The 22,682-nt window shown below is 42.8% G+C and carries 20 protein-coding genes; 2 read left to right on the top strand and 18 right to left on the bottom strand.

The window, feature by feature from the left end; translation table 11 throughout:
* Positions 1–34 precede the first annotated feature (34 nt).
* Both H0913_RS01070 and emrA read right to left on the bottom strand, forming a co-directional pair.
* Positions 35–1,564, bottom strand: coding sequence for a DHA2 family efflux MFS transporter permease subunit (locus H0913_RS01070; protein WP_154602218.1), 1,530 nt, complete (start codon positions 1,562–1,564; stop codon positions 35–37).
* A 4-nt stretch (positions 1,565–1,568) separates the two neighbouring features.
* The gene (gene emrA, locus H0913_RS01065) at positions 1,569–2,741 is read right to left on the bottom strand and encodes a multidrug efflux MFS transporter periplasmic adaptor subunit EmrA (protein WP_154602217.1); all 1,173 of its coding nucleotides are present in this window, start codon (positions 2,739–2,741) and stop codon (positions 1,569–1,571) included.
* 477 nt (positions 2,742–3,218) lie between these two features.
* On the opposite strand from emrA, the gene H0913_RS01060 reads away from it, so the two are divergent.
* Positions 3,219–5,270, top strand: coding sequence for a TonB-dependent receptor domain-containing protein (locus tag H0913_RS01060; protein ID WP_181477829.1), 2,052 nt, complete (start codon positions 3,219–3,221; stop codon positions 5,268–5,270).
* A 69-nt stretch (positions 5,271–5,339) separates the two neighbouring features.
* The gene (locus tag H0913_RS01055) at positions 5,340–6,221 is read left to right on the top strand and encodes an alpha/beta hydrolase (protein WP_232368808.1); all 882 of its coding nucleotides are present in this window, start codon (positions 5,340–5,342) and stop codon (positions 6,219–6,221) included.
* A 65-nt stretch (positions 6,222–6,286) separates the two neighbouring features.
* Here the strand turns inward: H0913_RS01055 and H0913_RS01050 are convergent, their stop codons facing one another.
* From H0913_RS01050 to H0913_RS00975, 16 genes are all read right to left on the bottom strand, one after another.
* Positions 6,287–6,547, bottom strand: coding sequence for an acyl carrier protein (locus H0913_RS01050; RefSeq protein WP_154602214.1), 261 nt, complete (start codon positions 6,545–6,547; stop codon positions 6,287–6,289).
* A gap of 9 nt (positions 6,548–6,556) precedes the next feature.
* A complete protein-coding gene (locus H0913_RS01045; protein WP_181477827.1) occupies positions 6,557–8,227 on the bottom strand; it encodes a hypothetical protein in 1,671 nt (556 codons plus the stop codon).
* A gap of 54 nt (positions 8,228–8,281) precedes the next feature.
* Positions 8,282–9,379 (bottom strand): hypothetical protein, encoded by a 1,098-nt coding sequence (locus H0913_RS01040; protein ID WP_154602212.1) that lies wholly within the window; start codon positions 9,377–9,379, stop codon positions 8,282–8,284.
* A 5-nt stretch (positions 9,380–9,384) separates the two neighbouring features.
* On the bottom strand, positions 9,385–10,698 hold the full coding sequence (locus tag H0913_RS01035; protein ID WP_181477826.1) for a type III secretion target, IpaC/SipC family protein: 1,314 nt from the start codon (positions 10,696–10,698) through the stop codon (positions 9,385–9,387).
* A gap of 19 nt (positions 10,699–10,717) precedes the next feature.
* Positions 10,718–12,793, bottom strand: a complete 2,076-nt coding sequence (gene sctE / locus H0913_RS01030; protein WP_181477825.1) for a type III secretion system translocon subunit SctE — start codon at positions 12,791–12,793, stop codon at positions 10,718–10,720.
* Positions 12,794–12,806: 13 nt separating this feature from the next.
* Positions 12,807–13,340: a type III secretion system translocator chaperone SicA gene (gene sicA, locus H0913_RS01025; protein WP_420720233.1), complete on the bottom strand. Its 534-nt coding sequence runs from the start codon at positions 13,338–13,340 to the stop codon at positions 12,807–12,809.
* Positions 13,341–13,468: 128 nt separating this feature from the next.
* The gene (locus H0913_RS01020) at positions 13,469–14,506 is read right to left on the bottom strand and encodes an EscU/YscU/HrcU family type III secretion system export apparatus switch protein (protein ID WP_232368847.1); all 1,038 of its coding nucleotides are present in this window, start codon (positions 14,504–14,506) and stop codon (positions 13,469–13,471) included.
* Positions 14,507–14,572: 66 nt separating this feature from the next.
* A complete protein-coding gene (gene sctT / locus H0913_RS01015; protein WP_181477824.1) occupies positions 14,573–15,367 on the bottom strand; it encodes a type III secretion system export apparatus subunit SctT in 795 nt (264 codons plus the stop codon).
* The gene (sctS, locus tag H0913_RS01010; RefSeq protein WP_154602207.1) at positions 15,364–15,636 is read right to left on the bottom strand and encodes a type III secretion system export apparatus subunit SctS; all 273 of its coding nucleotides are present in this window, start codon (positions 15,634–15,636) and stop codon (positions 15,364–15,366) included. Before sctS ends, sctT begins: the two co-directional genes overlap by 4 nt.
* 16 nt (positions 15,637–15,652) lie before the next feature.
* Complete coding sequence (locus tag H0913_RS01005; protein ID WP_181477823.1) at positions 15,653–16,318, bottom strand: EscR/YscR/HrcR family type III secretion system export apparatus protein; 666 nt, start codon at positions 16,316–16,318, stop codon at positions 15,653–15,655.
* 2 nt (positions 16,319–16,320) lie between these two features.
* Entirely contained in the window at positions 16,321–17,250 is a 930-nt protein-coding gene (locus H0913_RS01000) for a FliM/FliN family flagellar motor switch protein (RefSeq protein WP_181477822.1), read from the bottom strand.
* Complete coding sequence (locus tag H0913_RS00995) at positions 17,250–18,470, bottom strand: type III secretion protein (protein ID WP_181477821.1); 1,221 nt, start codon at positions 18,468–18,470, stop codon at positions 17,250–17,252. Before H0913_RS00995 ends, H0913_RS01000 begins: the two co-directional genes overlap by 1 nt.
* Complete coding sequence (locus tag H0913_RS00990; protein WP_154638537.1) at positions 18,445–18,897, bottom strand: hypothetical protein; 453 nt, start codon at positions 18,895–18,897, stop codon at positions 18,445–18,447. The genes H0913_RS00995 and H0913_RS00990 overlap by 26 nt, the downstream gene beginning before the upstream one ends.
* Positions 18,897–20,189, bottom strand: coding sequence for a type III secretion system ATPase SctN (sctN, locus tag H0913_RS00985; protein ID WP_181478630.1), 1,293 nt, complete (start codon positions 20,187–20,189; stop codon positions 18,897–18,899). The genes H0913_RS00990 and sctN overlap by 1 nt, the downstream gene beginning before the upstream one ends.
* A 6-nt stretch (positions 20,190–20,195) precedes the next feature.
* The gene (locus tag H0913_RS00980; RefSeq protein ID WP_181477820.1) at positions 20,196–20,600 is read right to left on the bottom strand and encodes a CesT family type III secretion system chaperone; all 405 of its coding nucleotides are present in this window, start codon (positions 20,598–20,600) and stop codon (positions 20,196–20,198) included.
* 11 nt (positions 20,601–20,611) lie between these two features.
* Complete coding sequence (locus H0913_RS00975) at positions 20,612–22,678, bottom strand: EscV/YscV/HrcV family type III secretion system export apparatus protein (protein WP_181477819.1); 2,067 nt, start codon at positions 22,676–22,678, stop codon at positions 20,612–20,614.
* Positions 22,679–22,682 lie beyond the last annotated feature (4 nt).

The raw sequence follows: 22,682 nt of genomic DNA, 5'->3' as shown, positions 1-22,682 counted from the left end.
ACAACCCACACGCCCTATCTTTTAGTATTTCTTTTTAATGTTTATTGGCTTTGCTGCCAAACGGCGGCTTCGCAAACCATACCGTCACAATCAACGCAATAAACACCCAGCCACATAACCAGAAAATTTCATTCGCCGCGATAATCAACCCTTGGCTGGTGATCTGCTGAGCAATAAAGCCGGAGGTTTGCTCAGTGGTCATGCCATGTGCCGCCATCCCTTGGTACATATCGAGGGATTCTGGGTTGTAATCCGTAATAAATTCAGTGAGCTGGCTATGATGCACTGCCTCCCTATCGCTCCACAGCGTGGTGGTGATCGATGTTCCGATGGAGCCCGCCAGCGTACGGAAAAAGTTCGCCAAGCTGGAAGCCGAGGCTAATTTTTCAGGGGGTAGCCCCGACAGCGTCAAAGTGGTCAACGGCATAAAGAAACAGGCTACCGCCATCCCCTGCACCAACTGCGGCCAGACAACGGCATCGAACCCCATGGATGGCTCAAACGTATAGGCTCGCCAGAAGAAACAAATGGCATAAAACACGAAGCTAAAGGTGACTATCCAGCGAATGTCTAAGAAATCCGAGAGTTTCGCGACAGGTGCTGAGAACAATACGGGTAAAAGACCTATTGGTGCGAGCGCTAACCCTGCCCATGTTGCGGTATAGCCGTATACTTCTTGCAGTAGCTGCGGCAAAAGTACGATCGCCCCAAAATACGCCATATACGCCAAACTCACCGAAATGGTACCAATGGTAAAATTGCGGGATTTAAACAGCGATAATTCGACGATCGGATTTTTGGAGGTCAGTTCCCAGATAACCATAAAGACCAGCGCAATTGCGGAGATCACTGCAAGGATCACAATCTCATTGGACGCTAACCAACCGAGCTCTTTTCCTTTATCCAACAATACCTGCAAGCAGCCCACACCGACGGATAACAGCGCTAAGCCGATCACATTGAATGGCACTTTCACCACGGTCGATTCCATCCCTTTCAGAATGATCGAGCCAACAATGATCACGAAGATCCCCAGCGGAATATTCATAAAGAAGATCCAGCTCCAATGGAAGTTATCGCTGATATAGCCGCCGAAAATAGGCCCAAAAACAGGGGCTAAAATAATGGTCATCGACCAAAATGCCAACGCCATATTCTGCATTTTCGGTGGATAACACCGCATGATGAGACTTTGTGACAACGGGATAACAGGCCCAGCAACCGCCCCCTGTAGCACACGGAATAAAATCAGCATGCCAAGGCTATCGGAAAATCCACACAGTAATGAAAACAGCGTAAACAGTGCCGTTGCCCACAGGAAGACTCTTATCTCCCCGAAGCGTTTAGCCAGAAAACCCGAAATTGCGATAGAGATGGCGTTGGACACCCCAAATGAGGTGATCACCCATGTCCCTTGCGAGACGGACACCCCAAGGTTCCCCGCAATCGTCGGGATAGCCACGTTGGCAATCGTGGAGTCCAACACCTGCATAAATGTCGCCAGAGACAGGGCGATAGTCGCCCAGACGAGTTTAGCCCCTTTTAGCGGTTGAATATCAGCCATGGGACTAGTCCGCGTTATCGCTGATAATGGTGTCGATCACCTGATCCACATCGTTTAACTTCAGCACCAAAACATCACTTTCAAACGCGGGAATTGTACGTTGAACTTCCGACAATACAGGACCATTTTGGTCTTTAATATCGATGGTTACATTCATGGATAAACCGATACGTAGCGGGTATTTCGCCACCTGCTCAGGGTCTAACTCCACGCGAACGGGTAGACGCTGCACCACTTTGATCCAGTTCCCCGTGGCATTTTGCGCAGGCAGCAATGAGAACGCACTGCCCGTCCCCATATCCAGTCCCACTACCGTACCTTTGTAACTCACATTGCTACCATAAAAATCACTGTTAATCGTGACCGGCTGACCGATACGCACATTTTCAAGTTGCGTCTCTTTAAAGTTAGCGTCGACCCAAACTGGTTGAACTGGCACAATCGCCATTAACGAGCTTTGCGGGCTGACTTGGGAACCCACTTGCACATTACGGCGAGAGACATATCCCGTCATCGGGCTTTTGATTTCTGTCCGCTGTAGATTGATCCACGCACTGCGCACGCTATCCGCCGCTTGTTGCACCGCTGGCTGGTTTTTCAGTGCCGTATTACGCAACAACGCACGGTTGGCATTGTATTGTTGAATCGAAATATCCAGCGCTGCTTGCGCCAGTTGCACCGCTTCTTGAGAGTGCTGCAAATCCTCTTTTGAAATCGTCCCACTGCGACCTAATGCTGCACGGCGCTGATAATCTTTTTGCGCTTGCGCAAGCGAAACTCGATTTTGTTGGATTTGGGCTTGGTACTGGTCCCCATTGATATACAACTCTTTGGTTTTGCGCACAGTGGACGCTAAATCATGTTTGGCCTGTTCATAAGCCAGTTGCGCATTAGTTTTATCCAGCACCACCAGTACATCACCCGCTTTCACCAAGTCAGTATTCTCAAAGTTCACTTGAGTGACATTTCCGGTGGTTTGCGCAACGATAGGAATTTGCAAACCCGACACATAGGCATCATCGGTATATTCTTGAAAACGTAGAACCAAAAACCAATACGCGCCATAGGCAACAAACAACAAAACAATAATAACCGTAGCGATGATCATCCACAGTGTTCTTTTATTTTCTTGTTTCGTTTTTTGATGTTCTTCAATTGAATTTGTCGGTTGTTCCATAATAACTCTCAAGGGAAATAAACTTTATTTTAGTAATATAACCTATCTTTACGAACTCATCGTGATAATGCAATAGGCAACTGTTTTACATTAACTAAATATCCATTTTTAATTTTTATTTTCTGTTTTAAATCAATATTCAACCTTGTTTTTAAATTAGAAAATTTAAATATAATCAAAAAAAGATGAGGTTATTTAAAGATAATAAAAACATTCTAAATAAGATAATTGTGAATCGTTAAATAATAATCGGCATTTATCTCTTTCATTCCCAAATAGCTATTCCCTCGTTTTTCAGTCTATTTCCTACTTTTTGTACGGTTTTTTACGCTCTCTCGTTCCCTCGCACAAAATGTTAACCGTGATCAAACTTTGCCCAAAAAATAGCTCGCTAATTATTTATTTTCTATCTGTATCGGTGTTAGTATTCGCAAACATTATGATTATCATTATCATTTAGTTTTGCTAGGGAAAAACATGAAAACGCACTATCACTACTCTTTAATCGCTGCAGGTGTTTGCGCAGCGTTGGCTTCATTTAGCACCACAGCAGAAGAAAATTCAGACAAAATGATCGTTACGGCATCGGGTTATTCCCAACAATTACGCGATGCTCCTGCCAGTGTTACCGTCATTACTGCCGAGCAGCTACAAAACAAACCTGTTCGCGACTTAGCCGATGCGGTCAAAGATGTTGAAGGCGTTAGCGTCGTAGGCAGCGCCAATAAACAAGATATTAATATTCGAGGGTTATCCGGCGAATACACCTTAATTTTGGTGGATGGTCGTCGTCAAAATAGCCGTGAATCTCGTCCAAATGGTAGCGGCGGCTTTGAAGCAGGCTTTATGCCACCTGTTGAAGCTATCGAGCGTATCGAAGTGATCCGTGGCCCAATATCCTCACTGTATGGCTCTGATGCCATGGGCGGCGTCATCAACATCATCACCAAGAAAGTGACCAATGAGTGGCACGGTAGCGTCACTACGGGCGCAATTATTCAAGAAAATAGCGAAAGCGGCGATTCCATGGACGGTAATTTCTACCTGTCTGGTCCGCTGATCAAAGATAAATTAGGTCTGCAACTGTATGGCGGCGGGGATTACCGTAAAGAAGATAAAATTCCAGATGGCCATGATAAAAGGGACAATAAAAGCCTGACCGCGAAATTAACCTTCACGCCGATGGAAAATCAAACCTTCTTATTTGAAGCGGGCAGAACTACCCAAGAACGCTATGCTGAACCGGGTAAATCACTGGCGGAATACTCCATGTTCAATGGTGTAAAACGCGATAATACTAAGTCTGAAACTCACAATAACCGTAACCATATGGCGCTGACCTACAAAGGTGACTGGGATGTTATCCAAACGGAAGTGAGTGTTTACCAAGAACAAACCAAACGTAAAACCAAAGCCGAAACCAAAGACGCAAAAACGGGGCTGTATAATTACGCTTATGAAGCGCGCGTACCAGAAATTACTAACACGGTAGTGGATGGTAAAGTCACCGCCTTCTTGCCGGATAATATCTTAACGGCGGGGACTCAGTATCAACATGCCAAACTGAAAGATACTTCTGCAACTGGTGCGAAAACCACGGAAAATGTCTCGTTAACCGCAGACCAATACGCGCTGTTCTTAGAAGATGAATTTACTGCCACTGAAAACCTGATTTTAACTGGCGGTATTCGTTTAGATCACCACGAATTCTATGGCGACCACTGGAACCCACGCGGCTACGCGATTTACCATTTAACCGATGAAATCACCATCAAAGGTGGGGTATCACAAGCATTCCGCGCACCAACTCTGCGTGAAATTAGCCCGAACTACAAAACCTCGACAGAAAAAGGTAAAGGGATCATCTACGGTAATGACAACCTGAAACCTGAAAAAAGCTTTAACCAAGAAATTGGTATCGCCTATGACCATGAGTCTGGCTTCAACGCGAGCCTGATGTTCTTCAATACAGACTTTAAAAATAAACTCACCAGCTACTACACCGGTGATAAAGACCCTGTGACAGGCTTAAACCTGTACACCTACGACAACGTCGGTGAAGCTAACATCAAAGGGGTAGAAATCGCGGCGGGTATTCCATTTGCCGAAGATTGGAACCTTAGCCTGAACTACACTTACACCGATTCAGAACGTAAAAGTAATGATGAAAAACTTACCAGTGGCGAATCCCTCAAAGGCTACCCATTTGATAAAACGCCGAAACACTTAGCGAATGCGAAGTTAGATTGGCAATACAGCCCAGACCTTAACTTATACACCCGTGCGCATTATGAAGGTGAGCAAGTATGGGCTGCACAACGTAACGGTTCTTCCGTTCCACGTTACCGTAAAGGCTATACCACCATGGATGTGGGCGCGACCTACCAGCTGCTGAAAAATACTAAGCTGAATTTCGCCGTGTTAAATATTGCCAACGAGAAAGGCTCTAAGATTGACGCTGAGAATGGCGGCAACTGGGATGTTGAAGACGGTCGCCGTTACTGGGCGAATGTCAACGTGACATTCTAATCCCTGATTGCGGGTATGACGCTTATCGCTGATTACCCGCTGATTCTTTTTAGTTCGATGGCCATCCCAATGATAAAAAAACTGTTTATGGCGAGCCTATTGATGTGTATCGCAAGCATCTGTATCACAAGTAATACGTGGGCGCGTCCCAATCCGAATATTCCCGAATTCGATGCGCGTGTGGCGGACGTATACACCGTGCAGCACCATGATATGCGCAATGGCCAGCGCGAACTGCGCATCTACAGTGCCGTTCCACAACATATTTCAGGAAAACGTCCCGTGCTGTTTATGTTAGACGGTAACGGGCTGTATCCGCTAGCAGTCAACCAAGCAGCTCAGCAATTTTCCCCCGATAAACTGCCGATTATTATTGGCATCGGCTATCCCAGCCCTGAAGCATTTCCGAAAAAAGAGCGCACATACGACTACACGCCGAAAGTTGCTGGTGATGCATTCCAGCACGGTGGCGGTGCGGAATCTCTGTACCAGTTTCTCACCTTCACTATCCGCCCATGGGCTGAACAACAGTTCCCGATTGATACTCAACGCGAAACCTTATTTGGGCACTCATTTGGCGGTTTATTTACCCTGATGGCGTACCAAGACCACCCTGCGGATTTCCAGCATTTTGTCGCGGCAAGCCCGTCATTATGGTGGGGAGAAGGAAAAATGGTGAATTTAGATAAGTTAACGCGCCCGTCGAAGGCATCGCCGTTAGATATCACCCTCGGTGAGTTAGAAGAGACGCCAGATTTAAGCCGTTTGACCGATGAGCAGAAGCAAAATTATCAAACACGAAAAAGTTGGATCTCCCCTCGTGAAGTGTGTGAAGCCATAAATAGCCCTCAACGAATTTGTGATTTCACCTTATTTGCAGGCAAAACCCACGGTAGCGTGATCCCTGATGCCATCAAGAAAGCGTTGGAAATCACGACATCTGAGCCATAAAAAACTCGGTTTCCTGCCCAAAAGCACGAAACCGAGTTACTATCGATGAAAACTGACCAGACAACTTAATTGTCTGTGGTGGCGCTAACCAGGTAATTCACAATATCCTGTAAGCGTCGCCACTTCATCCACACTTCGTCCTTTAATGGCTGTTCGGTATATTCCTCAATCGCCGCAATCAACTCCAACAGCTCTAAAGAATCGATATGCACATCGGCAATCAGCTCTGCATCCATCGCGTAAGTTTTGTTAATCCCAGAATACTCACGAATTTGCTGAAGATGGCGTTCTAGCCATTGCTGCGCAATATCTTGTTGTGTGGTCATCTCATCACCTTATGAGAAACGTTTGACGTTATCGTTATACCGCTCGACCTCCGCTTGGTCTGCTCTTAAAGCGCCATGTTCCGTACCCGTGAAAAGCTCATCTGCTTTAGAGATAGAATCTGCAAATATTTGCTCCGCAGGTACCGTTTGTGGCGCCGTACGCAACCCTTGATAAATTTCTTTATCTGCTTGGCTACGATTTAATCCGCCGACTGTCGTAACGACGGGTTTTGCTACATTCTCTGACACGTTGCTCGATTTCCAGCCTGATTCCGTTCGAATATAGCGATTCTGAACACCTGAATTTTTCGGTAATAGCCATTGAATATCCGCAACATATTTTTGAGGTTGTTCAACTCGCTCGATGGCTTCTAGCTCAATGACTGACTTAGTTTCTTCCTTAACTGTTTTCTCACTCACTGACGGCTTACTTTCTAAAAATGATTTTTCGACAACTTGCGGTTGATATTGGCTAATGTTTGGAGTTTCAAGTGTAGTTTTCACTTGTCCCGATGCTTGAACGACAGGTGAGGCTAATTCCATATTCAAGACAGATTTAAATGACGTCGGTAATAATGGTTTTTCATTTTCTTCATCATTGGACTGAACAGAATTGACGCTCGTCGTTTCATGAGGAGAGGTATAATAATTATTTGTAATATAAGTATTATACATATTTTCATTATGGCTAGTGCCGCGAGGCAGTAACGGTGTTGACGGTGTTAAAAGTATTGATGGAGAGCCATCGAGATGTGGTCTTCCAGCATCAATTTCATCCCCCGCAGTGAGATTTCCCCTTAAAGGTGATGCTTCGGTTGGAGACTGGGTTTGAGCTGGAGACTGACCTAAATCCATAATCACTTTTAAGGAACGGATGGTTTCAATTTTTTCTTCCAATGCCAAAAACAGATTATGAATTTGGCAAGCTTTATCCACAAATGCTTGGCTTTTATGTTGCTGATACTCATGAATCGCACCCGCCGCTCGTTGTTCACAACCATGATTCAGAGAACTCACTAAGAAATCGTTGAGCGGGCGGCTATCAATTTCGTCTTGATTGAAATAAGCACTGAGAGTTTCTTTAATTGCAGGGTCAACATACTGCTGTTGATAACGCTGGGCTAATATTTGCAGTTTATCTTGGCCTAATGTAGAAATTGCCGATTCGATTTTTTTATCGAATATTTTCTCTTCATTCCCCAGTATATGCTTTGCCTGCGAGTTTTTTTCACCCATCACATGCAGTTTTTTAATTAGACTTGCAGCGCTCTCTATAAGGCCTTTTTCCGTTTTTAATTCTTCCGGTTTTAATAACGTTAATAGAATTAAATTATTCTCTGGGCGGTAATTAATTTCTTGCTGGGCTAAATTCCCACTTGCGCCCGCGCATAATACAGAGAGTATCATTCCCATTGTAATTTCAGGGTGTGTTTGATTCAGTAACTGATGAATATTGGCAGATTGTTCAATATGATTGCGTTGATGCAATTCATTGCGATTTCCAGCAATCGAAACTTGGTCATTTGTTATAGAACGTCCAGGAAAATGGCTTTGATCCCCTACCGAATTAACCGTCGAAATTTGTGAGCTAATAGGGTTATTAGCTGCCAGCGATGCGGTATTTAATGATATATCTGTCGAACGTCTGATTTCGGAATTAGCGCTTCCAATAATAGGCATAAAAACTCCTCATAATTGCTTATGATTAAAATTAAATAAGATAAATAACGTAAATTACATATTGATCAGGCTATTATTATTTTGATTTAAATCTTTTATTAACTGAATGAGTAACTGAACCAAAGTATCAAAATGGCTATTATCCTGACGGAATGCTTCTAATAGTCGCGAAACACTACTATTGACGGCGTTTTTTTGCGCATCTATGGCTGTTTGTATACTTTGGAACGATTGAGACATCATATCTCCGCCCCCCCAATCAACCGGTGAACTTTTGATAGTTAATAACATTTCTCTGATTGGTTTAAAATCTGGATAAATCAGTATTTCACTTCCCTTTTTTTTAACTATAAACCCTTGTCCAGATAATTTTTTTTCCCAAAAACTGAATTCTGTATTGATATCCGAGCTCGCTTTAATTGCATATAAAGGAGGGGTTTTTATACCGTACTCGCTGGAATCTAGAGTTTTAAGATACTCCCTCATCTTATTCTTATCGTGGGTATTTTTTTCTGTCGTATTGGCCTTACCAAGATCTTGCCCCCACATCTCACAATATTCAGTTAATAATTCACTTTCAGTATATGAAGATGAAGTGTAAAAGGCTTCATAATCCGAATATGAAATGCCTGAATATTTTGATACGACCGTATCAATTTCCATCAGGAATTCTTTGGGTTTGAAATTTATCTTCCCATCACTACCGGCTTTAATACTGTTGCTCAATTTACCTAATGCCGTATTCATATCTTGCATATATTGCGTAGAGGCTTTAACGATTTCCCCATACTTTTTTTGGTAACCTGTATGGATCTTTTCGATTGTTTGGCTTACACCCGCAATATGGCTTCGACCATCAGGAATTTTTTGATACATGTCTGCTGAGTGCTTTGATGCCATCATCATTGAGCGATACTGCGCTTTGATTTTCGCCAAATCACTGCTAACGGCCTCTTCACGAAACGGGGTTTCTGCAACATCATAGCCTAATTGATGAAAAGCCTGGTTTGCCTGTTGAAAAACATCCGCTTGTGGATCCAATAATGTCGTTTCCCCTGCAAGGGAAGCGGTACGGGTTTGATTATCCGCAGCCTGCACTGCGGATTGATGGCCTAGGTGGCGAGTCGGATTAATGGTGGATGAAATTTCCATAATTATTAACCTCGTACCACACTTTGGAACGTACGTAATTGACCTTCACGGATTTCACGCAAATGTTCATTCATTTGCTTAACCAAATCTTGGCTCTTATCCACTTGCTTATCTTTATCCGCAGAAACTGTGCGTGCAACATCGGCCACTGACTGTTGAGTCATTTTGTTGGCTTCTTCACCTTTCACATTCACTTGGTTGCCAGACGTTACCATTTGACCTGCGTTTTCCGATAAGCGACCACCTTGCTCCGCAATTCCCATCTTAACCCGGGTTTTATTCATGATGCGTTCATGTTCATCACGTTCTGCCAGACCTAATTTGTTGGTACGCTGAGCGGCTTCATTACCACGTTGATTCGATAATGCTTGTTGAGCCGGTGTTGCCTGGTCGGCAAGTTTCACATCCGTACCCTCTTTTGTCTTCAGCGTTAAAGCGCTGCCTTTTGCTGATGACAGTGAGTTGGCATTCAGTTCCGTTAAGCGATCAGCCGCCGCACCATTTTGGTTGGCTTTCACCAGATTCGTTTTAATTGACTGATTTTGCTTATGCAAAGCACGACCTTGGAAAGCAGCGCCCGCGGTGCTAATAGCCAAAGAAGTAAAGAAGCCCGCTAAGGCACCTGAAAACATCTCTTTACCTTCTTTGATGGTCGATTCTGCCGCGGCTTCCACCATTTTGGCATTCAACACTAAAAAGTCTGCGCTAATACGGCGATCCGAAATATTCAATTCCGCAACGACTTTACGAATGATTTTGATCAGCTCTAACATAATATCGCTGCTGATAATGCCAACAAATTCACTTTTTCGGGCGTCATTGATGGATTTGACTGTCTTTATATCTTTATCTGATACGGCTTGGTTATTCAGTGCATCCCTTGAGAATGAACTCGCGATAACCACTTGGATTGCCTGCGAAATCAGCTTAATGTCTGTCTCATCGAGCTGATGGTTTTTATCAACAACGTGTTTGATAGTCTTGTTTTCTTCAGCCAGTACTTTGGCGACTGTGGCTTGCATTTTCTCAGGTGTAATCACTAAGAAATGGCGAATATCACTCAAAAGTGCGGCTTTTTCGGGTGTCATCAACTGAGACAATGCCTCAGATAGATTTTCAACCGTCATATCAACCATAGCGCCATTTAATGTCGGCTTATCTGAATGCGGCTCAACAAAAACATTTTGAATATTCGGTAATTCAATATTTTTACGGATACCTGAAGCGGCGTTTGCGTTTGCTTCTTGATTATTGACCATTGGGCTGTGATTAGTCTGAGTCAATACGGGTGAATAATGGGGTTGATTAATCGTTGTCATTCGGTATTTTCTCCAAAAATTAGGCAAAGCGAGCCATGTGCAGCGCATCAACTTTACTGTTATTAGACTGCTTGAGGGATGTCATCATTCCAGTAAACATGTCATCAAATTGCTCATGATTTTTTGACATCGATTTAATGAGTGCATTGATCAACTCAGTAAGGGCATTAATGGTTTCATTGTTCAGCATCATGCCTGCCAGCATCTCCTTCATATCTCGCATTTGCGCAGCAGCCTCTAAACGTAAACCACCAGACGTTGCAGCATTTGCCACAGATAAAGCCGCGCCAGTTCCTCGCATCCCAACTTCAACACGAGCCATCGCCACACCTTGATTTTTCACGCCAGAAGTCGCTTTGTCTGCGATTTTTGCGATATCTTTCACGTCATCAAGTTTGTCTGCCGCCTTAGTTAATTTGGCGATATCTTTTACATCATCAAATTTATCGGCCAGCTTGGTAAATTTGGTCAGATTAACCATGTCATCTGCACTATCCGCAACTGACTGCCCAGCTTTTGTCCCTTTAGTGGCGATATTCCCCAATGCATTGGTAAGGCTTTTTGGCATGGATTTAATGGTACTTTTCAGTAATGTTCCGACGTTTTTCGCCAGCATTTTTGTGACGTTAGTGACTGTATTGGCGATATTCTTGGCAAATGACGACATGGAAAGTAGCGAAATAGCTAAGAATGCGATAGCCGCAAGAACCATCCCCACAATGCTGCCAATCTTTTTGGCTTCCTCTTCTGGAATACCGAACGTGATCAGCATGTCGGTCACAGCACTGGAAATCTCGGTGGCCAGCATCTGCATCAAACTGCCTTGCCCAGTCTCTTCCAAGACAATATCGGCTATCGACATGGCAATACCAATCGCAGCAATGGCAAGTGTCAGTGGAGCGGCTGCACCGAATGTCGCCACCGTGGCGATGACGGAAACAGCTAACATTATGTAGCTAAATACTTTACTGGCACAGGATGCCGCTTTATTGGCATCTGCCGCTTTACGTTCCGCTTCGGCGGCTTCTTTGGCTTTTTTATCAGAGTCTTTACGAGAGGCTTCATTGATTTTCATCATCACCTCTTCTTGCTCTTTCATATTGCGGATTGAATCTTCACTCATCGCTTTTTTGAGCTGAGCAGTAAGCATGGTTAACAGTGCCAGCGTGTTTTCCCACTTTTCACCATCAACATTCGTTTGAAGCGGTGCCGTCTCTATAAATTGATTTAATTTTTGACGATTTTGATCGGCAATTACCGCCAGCTTTACGGAATCATCCAGCAATGAATCTAATGATGAATTTAACTGGCTAATCTCATTTTTAAGTACACTAAGCTCGCTATCGAAGGCTGTAATGCTTGAATCTAACGTTTTTTGCTGTTGGGTAATTTGCTCAATTTCACTCGAAAGTTGCGCAATGTTCGCTTCCAATATCACCTCTTGCTTATACACCTCTTCGGTATAAGGTTTCGGGAGTGAATCTAATTGAGCTAATGCGGCTTTGTTTTCTGCTAATTTAGTGCTTAGCTTGGTAAGCTTCTGTTCATTACCGGTAAATAAAGCCTCACTTCTCGAGCGTTGGTTCGCCAGTGAGTTAGATTTAAGATTCAGCGGATTTAACTGAGCCTTTTTTTCAGTCATTTTGTCATGGATATCGTTAAGCTGCTCAGTAGAACCAGCAAAGGAATCCAATAACTCAGCACCTTTTTGACGCAATGCTTCCGATTCAATATTTAATAACTGCAGGCGGTTATTTAACTCACCGATATTACCTTCATGTAATAACTGGCGAATGGTTGAAAATGTTTCAATCAGTACTGCGCTTGCATTAAACCCTTTAGCTTGTTGAGCCTCTGGTGACATTTTCATTGCCGACATTTTGGGCTCTACTAGCTTTGGAAGATGCTCTGAACGCTGACGCTTCATTTGTTCTGAAGACATTAATTCGCCACATGCCTCTTCTAAGGCTAATACCGCTTTTGCACTCGCCTCACCTAACCCCAGAGGGTTATTCCCTTTCAAGAAAGTATGAATATTATTAATTCTATCGTTACCTGAAGCGCTACTAACGCTGGGCATAGTGACTTGACTCATGGTATTTCCTTCTCTAGGTGTTAGAGTCCGATAATTCTGATGACTCTGCTTTTCCGAGGTTTGCTTTTAAAGCACTCAAATAAGCCTCTGATTTTTTCTGTAAATCAGCATCAAGACTGTTTTCAACGACGCTTTCAAAACAGTGAATTGCCGCACTGCTTTTTTTCAGCATCAAATTACACTGCCCTGCATGGAATAATGGTCGGTAATCATTTTTCGCCAAAACAAAGGCGAGTGCGTATAATTCCGTTGCTTTCTCATAACGTTTCGTTAATTGATAAACAGCGGCTAATCCCATGACATAGTCCGTGTTATAAAAATCGTAAATACTTAAAAATCGGAAAAAGGTTTCCGCTTCCTCTAATTTGCCTTGCTGATAAAATTCATAAGCGTAGGCATAAATTCCATCCATCGTTGTTTGCGGAATACCATGAATATCTTTATACGTTGCCCCATCCATGAGTGCTGTGGTAATGCCGTCGAGTAATGCTTCCATTTCGATTTGAGTGTTGTCAGTTTGAGAACTGCCTGTTTCAGTGTGGTTCATATAGTCACCTCATTATTAATATGTGATATATGATGCAAACGGCTTTGTTGCATCATAATTAATCAAACTTTTCATTTCTTATAAAAAACGATTCAATGCGTGAATAATTGATTTATAGCGCCATCGATTCATGATGAAATTAATTGATCCAATGCTTCATCAACATCTATTCCTAATTTTTCTAATTCCACACGAATCAGCCAAGTAATAATCTGCATTACATCCTGTAATCCATTCTCATCAATAAAACTATCTTTTTTATAATTTCGCCATATTTGGCGAGCCAAAATAATATCTCTTACCACGGGTACATTCTGTTGCTCTGCATATTTAACAACAGCTTTAGCTTGTACTCCGCGCATTTTTAACATTAAGAATGGTAATGGCGCGATATTCGAATCGTAATAAATTAACATCGCAATATGCGTGGGGTTAGCCATAACGAATGTCGAGTTTTTAATATTCGACTTCATTTCCTCTGATAATATTTCTTGATGTAATCCTTTACGTGTACTTTTAATATGAGGATCACCTTCATTATCTTTTTGTTCTTTTTTAACTTCCTGCTTTTCCATTTTTAAGTTTTTAATAAATAAGAAAAACTCGGCAATAGCATCGACTAAAACAATAATTACTGCTACGGCCAGAAAAACAAAAACAAAAACAATACAAAGAGTTACCCATTGCGTCATCATGCCATTGATCGTGGTACGGTATAGCATGAAAATTTCGTGCCGCCACACCACAAAAAAGGTGGCAGCGGAAACACTAAAGACCAACAAATATAGAATGGCTTTAATTAATTCTTTAAGCGAATTTAAAGAGAATATTTTTTTAAATCCGGCAATTGGGTTTAATTTTGTAAAATCGAGTTTGATTGCCTCGGTTGCTAATCGAAATCGACTCTGTAATAGTGAAATAATGGTTCCTGATAAAAAACAAGCAATCAAAATAGGGACTACTATACTCAAAAATACTTTTGAAAATTGCAAAATTAAATTATCGATATAAATATCACGTGGGTTTAACAAGAGTTTTTTCATTAATCCAGCCAACTCATACAAGCTGGACATTCCCCCAATGACAAATGCGCCGGTAACTAAAACAATTGCCGCTATGGTGTCCTTACTTTTATAACTTTGTCCTTTTTTAGCAGAATCTTTTATTTTTTTTCGGTTGGCTTTTCTGTTTTTTCAGCCATAACTCGCTCTCATCACACAACCTTGCGCTAATTAAGGAGAAAGAAAAATCACATTCAATGGTGATATCGCAATCATATTAACTAAAATATCAGGCACTTCATTTTGAAAATAAAGTAAAAATACAATAAATGCGATAATGGATTTTATCGCCAGCGACAATGAAAATGCGTTTAATTGCGGACAAAAACGGGAATATAACCCGAGTGCGACTTCCGAAATAAAGAGTGTCACAATAATCGGTGCCGTTAATATCACTCCATTCACTACTGCCTTATTTATCCATTCCCCTAACGGTAAACTATTGAATGAAGTAAACCCATGGGCAAAGGGTAATAATTGGTAGCTTTGTGCAAATACGTTAGCAAGTTGATACATACCCCCTTGCGCTAAAAACACCATACACACGATATAGCTGATAAACACTGCCAGTTCAGAGGCTTCCGTACCACTTGCAGGGTCTACAATACTGCTGATGGTTTCTCCCCGCTGGGTATCTATCAACTCACCGATAACATTGGCAATCATAAATGGCAGCCCTAAAATTAGCGCCAATACCATGCCAATACTGACCTCGTAAATAAAAACCTCACTGAGACTGATTTCATCCCAATTTATTTCGCGAGCGGTAAGATAAGGCCACATGCCTAATGCTAAATACGCGACAACACAGTTTTTAATGATCCCACCATTGAGCAATTTGTTACTCAAAAAAGGCAAAAAAAACATGACAGGGGCAATACGCAACCACGCAAACGCGATTTTCACTAACCCTTGCTGGAAATTAAAATACAAGGATGCCGCTAGCCCAAGCATCTCCTGATTCATCCCAATAATCCTATGGCTGGCAACGCCGCAGTCATCACTTCAATGGCATAATTCATCACTTTATCCGCCAGCCAGCCTGAAATCATAAATAAGGAACCAAACACCGCTAATAACTTGATACCAAAAGGTAATGTCTGTTCCTGAAGCTGAGTCACAGTTTGCAAAAGCCCCACTAACAGCCCCACTACCGTCGCCACAATCACAGGAATAGCCGACAGTATGACGATCAACAACATCGCTTTATTACTGACATAAATGATTGAATCCATTTTCTATTCCCTTACGTCAATGCTGTGCGAGTTCGAAATATTGCATCACCAGCCCTTTCGAAATCAGTGACCATCCATCTATTGCCACAAACAGAATCAATTTCACTGGTACTGAGATAGTCACCGGACTCATCATCATCATACCGAGCGCCAACAGAATGCTTGAGATCACCAAGTCGATAACCACAAACGGTAAATAGATATAAAAGCCAATTTCAAACGCGGATTTAATTTCACTCAATGCGTAGGCTGGCAGTAATGAAAACAGGGTTGGCGCCGCTTGCTCTTCTTGCACCTCGGCTTCCGTTTTACCCTGCTGAATAGACTCGAAAAAATTCACTAATTGAGGATCGGAATATTTAACTAAGTAATCTTTATAACGCCCTAGCCCGTTATCAACGAAGTTGTCGATGGACTCCACATTACTAAAGTCCACGCTTTCGTGGCGCATATAATTGTTCACATCTTGCAGTACCGGCATCATGACAAAAATGGACAGCAGCAAAGCAATACTATTTAATGCCATTGTTGAAGGCACTTGCTGCACCCCCATCGCATTTCGCACCATGATTAGTACAATCGAAATTTTCAGATAGCACGTGCCTGCCGCAATGATAAAAGGGAGTAGCGTGGAAAACGCGATCAGAACTAATAAAGGAATTTCATTCGGTACTGTTGGCATGCTTATAACCTTTTATCGCCTAAGCTTACCAATCGCTTAATTTCTAAGCCTAATTCGTCACTATCACCAATATAGGTCAACTCACCTTCCGCAATCAGTTGTTTGTTCGCATACACCTTCACTTCACGCTCTTTGTTTTCACCAATTGAGTAGATTGCCCCCGGCTGGAGCGAATTCAATTCCTCTACACTGATGTCTGAATGACCCAATACAAAGGTCAATTTGACTGTAATGTCCTGCAAATTAAAAGGACGAACAGTTTCATCGACAAACTCCTCTTCCACCACGGAAGCTATTTGTTCGTCATCTGCTGTCATTAACTGTTCAATCATAAAAATGCCTTCTTGTTGTTTTTGAAAATGGGCCAATACACGCCCTGCAACGGTCATGTCTAATTGCAATTGCTGAATACGCAGCACATCGCCAAGCGCGATAGACTGCAAAGTTTTACGACTGATATGGCTATAACCTAAAATCCAGTCGGCTTGCAGCTTAAGCTGCTCGGCTATCCCGTTTTGCGCCTTACGCTCGGTTAGCCCTTCAATAGGCTCAGCTAGCAATACAATGCCAAGTTTTTTTTCTTTCACAGTTAACCAAGGTTGCTGAAGCTGTTCATCATCAATAATCTCGACACAATGACAACGGAATTGCTCGGAGAAAAACGTCTTTCCGGTATTTTCATAAGTAAAAACTTTGCATAAGCTTTTGGTATCTAAGAGATTCCATGCATAGTGAGCCAGCTTAGGCCAGCGGTAACGGCACCATTCTTCAGCATTCACTAGCACTTGGATTTTCTGCGTTTTACTGTGTAGGGTGACTTGAAAATAGCGTTCTCCAACCTTGGGAGTATGTATGTCTAAGTCCCATTGAAAACACTGCTGCCACTCTCTCACCTGCTTTTCTCGGTGGCTAATTCGATGGATATTTAGCATTAGGACTCCTCATCTTGCTGATGCTGTTGCTGCCGTTGACGCTGTTGACCTTCATGTTCTTCACGTCGGATCACCATTTTTTGTTCGCCTGTCCATGAATGCTGGTTGTCTTGTAAAACCTGCTGAACTTCATGGCTTAGCGTTGATGCCACCACCGGATCTTTACTGGCGCTCGCTAAAGCAAAAGAGACCGTTGGTGCATTTTGCCATTGGCTAAAGGTGTAGCTCAGAGTACGTGAAGGCACTGTTTTAGAACTTTCAACCTCGGAAGCTGCCATCAGTTCAGCGACCTTACTGACCATTGAAGAGGCTTGTTGTATATGTGCTGAGGTTTGAGACGCTGATGTTTGGGAAGCTGGAGTTTGAGAAGTCGAGATTTGGGGTATCACAGCCAGTGATTTCTCCCCCATTTCTGCGTGCACTTGCGTTAAGATGCTCTTGGCTATATCCATTTCATCCGATTGAATCACAACTGATTTTTCAATGTTGAGGTTTTCCATGTCGGGAAAATATTGAGCTGCCAAATGCTCATTTGGCACCGGCTGATTTTGCATAACAGGTTCAGACGAAGGTGGAGTTTTATCCACTATGTTTGATTGGCCATCAAGCAGAGGCGATTTCAATGTCGCCGTTTCCACAGTTTCAGTCTGCTGCACTAATGGAATATCCATCCATTGAGTTTGCTTTACACTTGCCGGGTTATCTGACAAAAATCGAGCCGCTTTTTGTTCCATGGTTTTTGTTTTAACGGTTTTCGTGTCAACCAATTGACCAATCGATACCGCTCCAACATTGGCGTTAAAAGTGCTCGGTGGAATATCGCCTTCACTCACCGTTTGACTTAATGAGCTATCGGATTGTGCCGTTAACGAATGACTCGCTTCGCTATTTTTTTTATCTGAGCCATATTCTGCAGAGAGAAATGCCACTTTCCCACCAGAGTAAATGTACTGGATTGGCGTCGGCAAGTTCAACAGAACGGGTATTGCCAACTCTTCTACTGGTTTTTTGGGCTTTGTTTTATTGCCAGCCACTTGAGTCAGTTTTTTCTGAGCAATATCCTGAGCGGCTTTTTTTACTGAATGCTGCTGCCCACCTTCCTTTTGAAAACCCGGTTTTTGCTGATCATATTGTTGATGATGAAAACCTAGCGACGCACTTTTACCTTCCATCATGGAATTAAATTTACTTTCATTAGGCAGTGATTTTATTGTCGACATGAACAAACAGCTCCTCAATTTCATTTTGTTGCTGGCGCTCTAATTTTAACCACTGCGCCCTACGTTGTTGCTTGAGATATTTTCGGAATTTCTCGCACTTATTACGCAAAATGAACGTTTGTTCAGCCATTTGCTGCTTCAATAAATGATACTTAGATAATTCAGCGTCGATGTTTTCTATCTGAAATTCACATTGGGCGATTTCTGATAAAACCACGGCTTTTTGCCGTTGCCGTTCCCAAAAATCCATTTGCGTTAATTCTTCAGATTTTTCATACATCCCCACTTGCAGAGCGAATATGGCTATCCGTTGGTGGATATCTTGACGCTGTTGCTGCAACTGCAAAATGGCGTTTTTCAGCTTGTTTTGCTCTAATTGCACTCTTTCGAGACGCTTTTCAGTCAACACTAATAATTGATTAATCATCAGGATGCCAAATGGTGTAATTGGGCTAATATCTCCTCAAAGCCCTCTGATTCATCCATGTTTTGTTGTAAGAAATGATTGATATCCTGCTGTTTATCTAACGCATGGTCATTTTCTTGGCTTTCACCTCGCTGGTATTCCCCCAATTCGAGGTACAACTTGATCTGCTCTAAGCGAGATAAATTTTCACGAATATCGACAGCAAATCGGCGATGTTCCGGCGTTGTTACCTTCTGAAAAACACGGCTAATACTGTGCAAAATATCAATCGCAGGATAATGTCCTCGCCCTGCAAGTTTGTGACTGAGGTAAATGTGCCCATCCAAAATAGAGCGAATCTCATCTCCGATAGGGTCGGCTTCTTCCTCGCTCTCTAATAGCACGGTGTAAAACGCAGTAATTGAACCCTGTTTTACGCGCCCTGGGCGTTCGAGTAATAACGGGAGTTGTTCGAAAACAGAGGCGGGATAACCACGACGTGCGGGGAGTTCCCCTGCTGCAAGAGCCACATCGCGCAATGCCCTTGCATAACGGGTCATCGAATCGACATACAATAAAACTTGCTTACCTAAATCACGGAAATATTCCGCCATCGCCGTCGCCAGCAAGGCGGCATTACAGCGCTCAATTGGCGGACTGTCGGAGGTGGCATACACTAAAATGGTTTTATCCGCATGAGGGGACAGTTTCAGTTCTTCAATAAACTCAATTACTTCTCGCCCACGCTCGCCAATCAATGCCACGATATGAATATCCCCGTGAGCATGATTGATCAGCATGTTCATTAATGAGGTTTTGCCGCTGCCCGCGGCTGCAAAAATACCGATGCGCTGGCCTACCCCGCACGTCAACAATCCATCAATAGCACGAATTCCCGTGACCATCGGTTCATTGATTGGACGGCGTTTATTTACACTTACCGGAGGATTATCAATGCGTTGCAGTTTGGTTTTTAACTGGGTGATTTCGCTGTTTTTCTGACTTAATGCGCCTTCTAATTCCCCTGTGGCATTAAAAATATTCCCCACAAGGTGCTCCCCCATTTGGAATACAAACGGATAACCACTTGGGCGAATAACCACTTCACGAGTGAGGCCCTGAGCACGACCAATTAGGCTCAGCACCGTTAGCCCCTCTTTGAAGCCTATCACTTGCGCTTTGGCGATAATCTTTGGTTGTGCCAATGACTGCTCAATAAAGCAGATCTCGCCAATAAATACGCCATTCAATGGGGCTTCAATCAGGCATCCATGAATGCGCACAGGATGTGCGCAAACGTCAAAAAGTTTCATCATCAATTACGATAATTGCAGACGCAATTCGGTGGCGCGCTCAAAAAATTCGTCAAAAGAGTCTGCAAATAATTGCATGTTATCCAATGAAGTCGCCTTTAATACTGCCGATAGCACCAAGTTGTTTTCGATGAGATTCAGTGCAGGTTGTCCCGCGTGAAAATTACGCGGGACATACTCTAAAATGTCTTTTAATAATGACACGCTGGATGCATCGAGTCGGCTGTAATTGCATTCCATTAAGTTGCACCAAATAATTAAATCATCGGATGACAAATCGATATTAATCGCAGGTGCATCATCCATTTCGAGTTGAATATTGGAATGGCAATCAAGCTGCGGATTAATTAAATCACTACGCCCCATAGAATTTAAAAATTCATTCAATTTCTCGACAAAACGGTATTTCATTTACATATTCCTTATATCGTTTTAATAACGTTGACCTTCACCATTTCGGAAACCTCATTAAATGAGAGCACCTCAAGTTCAGGGAAACGACCTTCTAAGATTTTTTTCACAAACCTGCGGATATCCACAGGTACCAATACATTGATATCCCTAACAGATAAGTAACTGTTTTCTAATGCCACTTCAGCAGCTTGAATAAGTTCGTTGCTTTTTTCAGGTTCTAAATGTAGATAAACGCCACCGGATGATTGGCGGATACCTTGGCGAATGGTGTCTTCAAGTTCGGCATTCACCATTAAGACATTCAAGCGCCCTTCCACCGAAAAACGGGATGAGATATAACGCGCCATGGAGCTGCGAATATGCTCTACCAGCATCATGCTGTCTTTTTCTTTGGGTACCCATTGCACTAGAGTTTCAATAATTAACTTCATATTGCGCACTGAAATTTTTTCCATTAATAGACGTTGGAAAACTTCCGTGACTTTTTGTACGGTGGCGTGTCGATAACATTCTTTCAGTAATTCGGGATATTTTCTTTCAAGATCATCCAGTAAATTTTTAGTTTCTTGGATCCCGAAGAATTCATTGATGTGGCGTAATAACAACGTACTGACGCAATCAATCATTTCTGTCACGTCATCGCGCACGAATAAACCGAGTTGCTCTACATTTTCGCTGTATTGGTTGTCAAACCAAGTACTGACTGAACCATATTCATCGGTATATTTGATGAGTTCCATACCAAGGTATTCCAGCTCATCATTCGCCGTCAGTAAGCGCTGACCATGAAAATAGACGTCGTATTCACCCGCTTTTACTTCGTTTATCAACACCACAATTTTGTTTTCTGGCACGATAGGTGAATAGTTAATGGCAATATCTGGGATGCGGTATCCATAGCGAATAAACACATCTTTTTTCATGCGAGATAGAAAATTATTATCTTCTAGGTGCTGCTTATATTGTTGATTAACCGAGATAATGACCGGTAAGGTTTCTGGAATATATTCATCGTCGAAGTCATCATTCGCGCGTTGAGTTTCCCCTTCAGTGGCTTCGGTTTGCAGATTTTCTTCACCTAATTGCAGCTCTTTTCGCTGTGCTTGGCGTTTTTTAAAATAGCGGGTCGCAAATAATCCCATCAATAATACGGCAAGGAACAAGAAAATAGCGGTTGGGAATCCGGGTAAAAAACCCATAAATAGCACGATGCATGCTGTGATCAGGATGGTGAAATCATTGTCAAAAAGTTCAGAAACAATGTTTTCGCCTAAGTTTTTATCATTGCCGCCCACGCGAGTCACAATAAAACCTGCGCTGATAGAAATAAGCAGCGCGGGTATTTGCGCGACCAACCCATCACCGATGGTTAATAACGTGAAGGTGTTTAATGCCGTGGAAAGATCCATGCCTTGCTGAGCCGTACCCACGGATATTCCGCCGATTAAGTTGACGAAAATAATCACAATACCGGCAATGGCATCCCCTTTGATAAACTTCATCGCACCGTCAAAAGAACCGAATAACTGACTCTCTTTTTCCAGCTCGCCACGTTTAATTTTTACCGTCGCTTCATCAATAACCCCAGCGCGTAAATCCGCATCGATACTCATCTGTTTTCCGGGCATCGCATCCAAGGAGAAGCGAGCGGCTACTTCAGCAATACGTTCTGAACCTTTGGTGATAACAATAAATTGCACGATAGTTACGATAGCGAAGACCACCATTCCCACCACTAAATTGTCCTGAATAACGAACTGACCGAAGGTATCGATAATATCGCCAGCATCCGCTTCAAGCAGGATAAGTCGGCTGGTACTGATAGATAGTGCCAATCTAAATAACGTGCTAATCAGCAAAATAGACGGGAAGGATTGGAAGTTAAGGACGCGCGTAATATAAAACGAGCTCATAAATATCAGCACCGAAATCATAATGTTCAGTGCAATCAATAAATCGACCAAGACGGTAGATAACGGAATAATCAGCATTGCAATAACCATCACCATGATGACTAGCACCATCAGCTCAGGGCGATTACGGATCTGCAGTAAAAATCCGGTTAAGTTTTTCATGAAA

Source organism: Providencia rettgeri, assembly GCF_013702265.1.
Classification (GTDB): Bacteria; Pseudomonadota; Gammaproteobacteria; order Enterobacterales; family Enterobacteriaceae; genus Providencia; species Providencia zhijiangensis.
The sequence above is the reverse complement of the archived record's forward strand: the minus strand, read 5'-3'. Positions and strand labels throughout refer to the sequence as shown.

Excerpts from the sequence above, each read along its gene's own strand:
- H0913_RS01070 (WP_154602218.1), bottom strand. The coding sequence starts at position 1,564 with ATGGCTGATATTCAACCGCTAAAAGGGGCTAAACTCGTCTGGGCGACT.
- emrA (WP_154602217.1), bottom strand. The coding sequence starts at position 2,741 with ATGGAACAACCGACAAATTCAATTGAAGAACATCAAAAAACGAAACAA.
- H0913_RS01060 (WP_181477829.1), top strand. The coding sequence starts at position 3,219 with ATGAAAACGCACTATCACTACTCTTTAATCGCTGCAGGTGTTTGCGCA.
- H0913_RS01055 (WP_232368808.1), top strand. The coding sequence starts at position 5,340 with ATGATAAAAAAACTGTTTATGGCGAGCCTATTGATGTGTATCGCAAGC.
- H0913_RS01050 (WP_154602214.1), bottom strand. The coding sequence starts at position 6,547 with ATGACCACACAACAAGATATTGCGCAGCAATGGCTAGAACGCCATCTT.
- H0913_RS01045 (WP_181477827.1), bottom strand. The coding sequence starts at position 8,227 with ATGCCTATTATTGGAAGCGCTAATTCCGAAATCAGACGTTCGACAGAT.
- H0913_RS01040 (WP_154602212.1), bottom strand. The coding sequence starts at position 9,379 with ATGGAAATTTCATCCACCATTAATCCGACTCGCCACCTAGGCCATCAA.
- H0913_RS01035 (WP_181477826.1), bottom strand. The coding sequence starts at position 10,698 with ATGACAACGATTAATCAACCCCATTATTCACCCGTATTGACTCAGACT.
- sctE (WP_181477825.1), bottom strand. The coding sequence starts at position 12,793 with ATGAGTCAAGTCACTATGCCCAGCGTTAGTAGCGCTTCAGGTAACGAT.
- sicA (WP_420720233.1), bottom strand. The coding sequence starts at position 13,340 with ATGAACCACACTGAAACAGGCAGTTCTCAAACTGACAACACTCAAATC.
- sctT (WP_181477824.1), bottom strand. The coding sequence starts at position 15,367 with ATGAATCAGGAGATGCTTGGGCTAGCGGCATCCTTGTATTTTAATTTC.
- sctS (WP_154602207.1), bottom strand. The coding sequence starts at position 15,636 with ATGGATTCAATCATTTATGTCAGTAATAAAGCGATGTTGTTGATCGTC.
- H0913_RS01005 (WP_181477823.1), bottom strand. The coding sequence starts at position 16,318 with ATGCCAACAGTACCGAATGAAATTCCTTTATTAGTTCTGATCGCGTTT.
- H0913_RS01000 (WP_181477822.1), bottom strand. The coding sequence starts at position 17,250 with ATGCTAAATATCCATCGAATTAGCCACCGAGAAAAGCAGGTGAGAGAG.
- H0913_RS00995 (WP_181477821.1), bottom strand. The coding sequence starts at position 18,470 with ATGTCGACAATAAAATCACTGCCTAATGAAAGTAAATTTAATTCCATG.
- H0913_RS00990 (WP_154638537.1), bottom strand. The coding sequence starts at position 18,897 with ATGATTAATCAATTATTAGTGTTGACTGAAAAGCGTCTCGAAAGAGTG.
- sctN (WP_181478630.1), bottom strand. The coding sequence starts at position 20,189 with ATGAAACTTTTTGACGTTTGCGCACATCCTGTGCGCATTCATGGATGC.
- H0913_RS00980 (WP_181477820.1), bottom strand. The coding sequence starts at position 20,600 with ATGAAATACCGTTTTGTCGAGAAATTGAATGAATTTTTAAATTCTATG.
- H0913_RS00975 (WP_181477819.1), bottom strand. The coding sequence starts at position 22,678 with ATGAAAAACTTAACCGGATTTTTACTGCAGATCCGTAATCGCCCTGAG.